The sequence below is a fragment of the Megasphaera sp. NM10 genome (assembly GCF_000417505.1).
In the GTDB taxonomy this organism is placed as follows: Bacteria; Bacillota; Negativicutes; order Veillonellales; family Megasphaeraceae; genus Megasphaera; species Megasphaera intestinihominis.
On sequence record NZ_APHY01000140.1, the window covers coordinates 1 to 532 of the forward strand.

1 protein-coding gene is annotated in these 532 nt (G+C 48.7%); it reads right to left on the bottom strand.

The annotated features are described in order from the left end of the window. Window positions 1-14: 14 nt before the first annotated feature. On the bottom strand, window positions 15-532 hold a 518-nt coding region (locus tag NM10_RS12750; protein WP_239639749.1), incomplete at its 5' end, for an integrase core domain-containing protein.

Here is a 532-nt window from a genome sequence, read left to right on the forward strand (position 1 = left end):
TCAATTCAAGGCCTTCACCGTAGTCCCAGGAACGAATCCTGCGGGGATATTTCCTTAGGCTGGATGTGTACTGCGATGCCGGAGTTTCTAACGTAAGCGATGTATGCGGCCGTCTGTTGTTGTAAAATCCCGAAAGCATCGAAATGGGATTGGGCATCCCGCAGATTCTTGTACAACGGACCTTGTATGCATCCCTTCCGGAACGTCTGATTCATCCGTTCCTGCTTGCCCTGTGTCTGAGGATGTTTAATCCTTCCATGAATTACCAGGACGCCCCGTTCCATCATCCATACTTCATACTTGGTGAATCCGGTGCTTTGGACCGTTCCCCATGGATTGCCATTGTCGCACAGAATTACCTTTGGCATACCATATTCCAGAAATATTTTTCTCATTACCGGTATCGTATCGCCGAAGGTTTCCCCGTATTGAGCATGGCAGCTTAGGTTGAACCGGGAATGGTCATCCATCACCATCAAAGGATGGCAGCGTCTTTGGTTTTCAAGCGAAGTGACCGATAATCGGTTTGCCA